Consider the following 5679-nt stretch of genomic DNA (forward strand, 5'->3'; position numbering starts at 1 on the left):
CGGCTCATCCAGAGCGCATTGCGCTGATATGCGAACAGGAACAGCTCACATATGACGAATTGAACAATTGGTCGAACCGCATTGCCCACCAACTGCTCTCATGCGGCGTCCAGCCCGACGACCGGATCGCGCTATGTGTGGAGCGCGGCTTTGCAATGATGGCAGGACTGCTGGGTATCTTGAAAGCTGGCGCAGCTTACGTCCCGCTCGACCCGTCGTACCCGGTCGAACGGCTGAGCCAGGTGCTGGAGGACTCTGCGCCGGTGGCGCTTTTGACCCAATCTGACCTGCACGCCAAGCTATCCCTGAATGCGGCTTCGCTGGTGCTGCTCGACGTATCGCTGGAGGGACCGCACCATAATCCAGATGTGCCGCACCTGACCGAAAGCAACCTGGCTTACGTAATTTACACCTCCGGCTCCACGGGCAAACCCAAAGGGGTAATGGTCGAGCACCGCAACATTGTGAACTACCTATTGTGGTCGCACGATAGCTATTACCGCACGACACCTGGGGGCTCACCGGCCGTGCACTCGATCGGCTTCGACGGTTTGCTTACCACTCTCTACGGCCCACTGATTGCAGGGCAAACCTTGACACTCCTACCGATTGGTCATGAAGTCAGCGCGATTACGTCGGGCGCAGCCCGGACACCTTTCGGATTGATCAAAGTCACACCTTCGCACCTGAAGATGCTGAATGCCGAACTAGCCGAACATGTGTCGGCACCGACAAGGACACTGATGGTTGGCGGCGAAGCCCTCGTGCCCTCGGATATCGCGTTCTGGCAGCGACGCTTCCCGCAGGTTCGCTTGATCAACCACTTCGGCCCGACTGAAGCCACAGTGGGTTGCGCCACTTTTGAGATCACGGACGACGCATCGTGCTTAACCTCAATCCCTATCGGACATCCAATTGCCAATACCCGCATCTATATCCTAAACCGCCACGGCGAGGTGGTCCCGATCGGCGTCACCGGTGAACTATATGTCGGTGGAGCGGGTGTGGCGCGCGGCTACCTGAATCAACCGGAGCTGAGTGCAGAGCGTTTCATGTACGATCCGTTCAGCGACGTTCCAACAGCGCGTATGTATAGAACAGGTGACTTGGGCCGGTGGCGCGCGGACGGTGTCATCGAGTATCTAGGACGTAACGACTTTCAAGTAAAGATTCGCGGTTTTCGGATCGAGCTAGGCGAGATCGAAGCCCGGCTCACGGCTTGCGACGGTGTACGCGATGCGGTCGTCATCGCGCGCGAGGACACGACCGGAGATAATCGACTGGTGGCCTACATTCTGCCCGACCAGAACTTACAGCCGACGCCTACAGAACTGCGCGACCGTCTATCGGCCACATTGCCCAGTTATATGGTACCCACCGCCTTCGTCAACCTCGTTGAGTTCCCGCTGACCTCAAATGGCAAGCTCGACCGCAAGGCATTGCCTTCCCCCGACCGGTCGGCGGTGCCGGCTCGAGCCTATGAACCGCCATCAGACGCTAAGGAGGTGATGCTGGCCGCCATCTGGCAGGAACTTCTTGGAGTGGAGCGTGTGGGCCGCAACGACAATTTCTTCGAACTCGGCGGTCACTCGTTACTTGTCATTAAAATGATCGAATTGCTGCGTCGGCGAGACATCTCCGCCGATGTCCGCGCCATCTTCCGCACGCCAACACTGGCCGCTCTTGCGGAAGCGCTCGAATGTTCACATATTCGCCCGGAGTTTTCGGTTCCAGCCAATCCACTTGCCGACGGATGTGCACAGATCACCCCCGATCTGCTTCCTCTTGTATCGCTTACGCAAGCGCAGATTGATCGCATTGCCGCAAAGGTACCGGGTGGGGCTATTGAGATCCAAGATATTTATCCACTTGCGCCGCTGCAGGAAGGGATCTTATTTCACCACTTGCTTAGCCGAGAGGGCGATGCCTACCTGCGTCGTAGTGGCCTTCGTTTCGACAGCAGGGATCATCTTGATCGATTCTTAGCGGCGTTGCAGTGTATCGTCGACCGGCATGACATCCTGCGCAGTTCGGTTCATTGGGAGGGCTTAGAGCGCGCCGTGCAGGTAGTTCACCGGCAGGCACCGCTAGCAGTGCGCGAAGTCGTACTCGAAAGTGCAAGCCAGGTACATGCGCAGTTGATGACCTTGACAAATAAGCTGCGTCTTGAACTTTCGAGTGCGCCGCTGTTAGTTCCATTTGTTGCAGCAGCACCAGGCTCATCCACTTGGCATATGCTTCTAGTGTGCCACCATGTGGTGACCGACCATGTGAGCTTAGAGCTGCTCACTGAGGAGGTGCGGATGTTGCTGCAGTACCGCGATGCAGAGCTTGCGACGCCCGTACCATATCGGAATTTCATTGCACAGCTGAGCGTCCAGCCCCAGTCTGACCACGAACGATACTTCCGTGCTCGCCTTGGGGATATCGATGAGCCAAGTGCACCGTTTGGCATTCTCGAAGTACATGGCACTGGCGGGGATCTACGCCATGTACGCGTGGCGGTGGCGGCCGAGCTGGCGCAGCGGATTCGAAAAACTGTCCGACATGAGGGTGTAAACGCTGCCGCGCTGTTCCACCTGGCTTGGGCTCAAGTCATTGCGAAGTGCTGCAGCCGCGACGATGTCGTCTTCGGCACTATGCTGTTTGGCCGGATGCGTGGAGGCAACGAATCGCACCGCGGGCTCGGCATGTTCATCAATACGTTGCCGATTCGCCTGTCTCTCAGGGGGCGGAGCGCTAAACAGGCGCTAGCAGAAACCTTCCAGAGCCTGACCGATTTGCTTGAACATGAACACGCGCCGCTTGCCCTCGCCCAGCGCTGCAGCGCAATCTCGCCGTCGATGCCATTGTTTACTACTTTGCTCAACTTCCGTCACAGCACGCTTGGCGGGACCCAGCGAGGAGATAGCAATTATCTCGACGGAATTTCCCTTCTCGGAGGCGAAGAACGCAACAACTACCCAGTCACTATCTCTATTGACGACCTCGGCAGCGACTTTGCCATCTCTGCTCAGTGTGCGGGTTCGATCGATCCCGAGATGATGGTTTGCTATCTCACAACCGCGATCGCTTCACTCGTTGACGCACTCGAAAGCCGACCCGATCACCGAGTAACCGAACTTGGAATTTTATCGGAAGCGCAACGCCGTCAACTGTTGCTAAATTTCAACGAAACTGACCACGATTATCCGCATCAGCGCTTGGTGCATCACCTATTTGAAGACCAAGTCGCACGGCAACCCGAATCCACCGCCGTGGTCTTTGAGGACGAGCGCTTGAGCTATAGAGAACTGAACCGCCGTGCAAACCGTCTGGCGCATGCTCTGCTCGCCAAAGGAGTAGGCCCCGATGTCCGCGTTGCACTTTGTGTCGAGCGTTCCCCTGAAATGCTTATCGGGCTGTTCGCGGTCCTTAAAGCAGGCGGGGCATATGTGCCGGTCGATCCTTCTCACCCACCCGACAGGCTAACCTACATATTGCAGGATAGTGCACCGGCAGTCTTACTGACCCAGCGTCGTTTCGAGCAGACCATTCTTTCGACTATGGGCATACCGACCCTGTTACTCGACGGCTGGGAACTGGACCTGGATACGTCGCATGAAACCAACCCAACTTCATCAGTGCAATTAAATCATCTTGCGTACGTAATCTATACATCCGGTTCGACGGGTATGCCGAAGGGTGTCATGGTTGAACACCGGGGCCTGTACAACTATCTGCAATGGGCAGGTCCCGCGTATACGCCTTGTGGTTCGACTCGTGCACTTGTGTTTTCCCCTCTAGCATTCGATGCGACAATAACAAGTTTATATCTGCCGCTGCTTAATGGCGGGATGCTGACCCTGATTCGGGAAGGTCAAGAACTTCAAGAGGTTGAGGGTCACTTGGCGGCAGGGGACCCGTGGGACTTGGTAAAGATTACGCCAGCGCATTTGGCCTTGCTCGGGCAACGCTTGAAGGCAGCTAGGGCACGGCCCGCAGTGGCCCTTTTCGTCGTTGGCGGAGAGGCGCTGGCAGCCTCGACCGTCACGTTGTGGCAACAAATTGCTCCCAACACTCGCATTATCAACGAATACGGGCCGACCGAGACCGTCGTAGGCTGCAGCGTGTTCGAGGCAGACGAAGCCAGCACGACCAAACGAGATATTCCGATCGGCAAGCCGATCGCTAACGTACAGATGTATGTCTTGGATGCGCAGATGCAGCCTGTCCCGTTAGAGGTCGAAGGTGAGATTTATATCGGCGGAGCAGGTGTTGCGCGCGGTTACCTGAACCGACCACAGCTGACCGCAGAGCGTTTCCTGCCAAACCCATTTAGCGCTGTGGCAGAAGCTCGCATTTATAAAACAGGCGACCTCGGACGATGGTTGCCTAATGGCAACATTGAGTATCTTGGGCGTAACGACTTTCAGATCAAAATCAGAGGCTATCGGGTTGAGTTGGGCGAAATCGAAGCAAAACTGGCCATTTGTCCAGGCGTGCGTGAGGCTGTAGTCGTAGCGAGGGAAGATAGCCCCAGCGATAAACGTTTGGTTGCCTACGTGATTCCTCTGGACGGAGCTCAACTTGACGTACGCATGCTGACCCGAGAACTAGCCACACACTTGCCGGATTACATGATGCCCGCAGCGTTTGTGCTGCTCGATGCACTTCCGCTAACTACAAACGGCAAGCTCAACCGAAAGGCCCTGCCGATGCCGGATCGGGCGGTACAAGCAGAAGTTGAGTACGAGGAACCTCAGGACGAGATTGAGAAGATAATCGCGACTATCTGGGAGGAATTGCTAGAGCTAGAAAACATTGGCCGCAACGACCACTTCTTCGAGCTAGGTGGCCACTCTCTGCTAGCGATTCAATTCATGGTGCGATTAACGGAGCAATTGGGGACGACTCCTCCGTTGGCCGAACTTTTCGCGTCGCCAGTATTGTCCGAGTTTGCCAGCTCTGTCACCGAAGCCCTGATCGCCTCGTGCGCAGTGGATGATGTTGACGCGTTACTGGATCCACTTAATGGTTTGTCTGAGGACGAACTGCTGTCTTTACTGAAAGAATAAAAATGAGTCGGGACAAATTAGAACAATTAAAAAAAGCCGTACTGCTAAAAAAGCTTCAGCAAGCGGGGAAAGTGCCTCACGGGATATCCACATCAGCCGCGCCGTCGGCGGTGTCTCGGGCAGCACCCATGCCGCTGTCCGTACCACAACAGCGACTATGGTTCCTCGACCAGCTTGACCGCAACGCCGGAGCCGCATACCACATCCCAGCCGCTCTTCGCCTACAAGGTCCGCTTGCGAATGTTGCGTTACATGCTGCCCTTGATCGCATCGTGGCACGCCACGAAATCCTGCGTACATATTTCGTTGGTAGCATCGGTGAAGCCAGCCAGCAGATTGAGGAGCCAAACATTGGTTTCGCGTTGGTCGAGCGGGATCTACGTCACCTGCCTGACAACGAGCTGGAAGCGGCCGTGGCCCGCCTTGCCTCCGACGAAGCAGCCACCCCGTTCGACCTGGCCACTGGGCCTCTGGTGCGCGGCCAGCTGCTGCGCCTGGCACAGGACGAGCATGTGCTGCTGGTTACCCAGCACCATATCATCTCCGATGGCTGGTCGGTCGGGTTGCTGGTCCAGGAGTTTTCAGCCCTCTACACCGCCTTTAGCCAAGGCCTGGCCGATCC

Annotated in this window: 2 protein-coding genes; both read left to right on the forward strand. The window is 56.5% G+C overall.

Annotated features, from left to right (window positions below):
• Window positions 1-17: 17 nt before the first annotated feature.
• Window positions 18-5057: a non-ribosomal peptide synthetase gene (locus tag NX775_RS23780; protein WP_258838233.1), complete on the forward strand. Its 5040-nt coding sequence runs from the start codon at window positions 18-20 to the stop codon at window positions 5055-5057.
• Between the two features lie 2 nt (window positions 5058-5059).
• Window positions 5060-5679: condensation domain-containing protein (locus tag NX775_RS23785; RefSeq protein ID WP_258838232.1), on the forward strand; the 620-nt coding region annotated here is incomplete at its 3' end.

The organism is Massilia aurea (genome assembly GCF_024753205.1).
In the GTDB taxonomy this organism is placed as follows: domain Bacteria; phylum Pseudomonadota; class Gammaproteobacteria; order Burkholderiales; family Burkholderiaceae_D; genus Telluria; species Telluria aurea.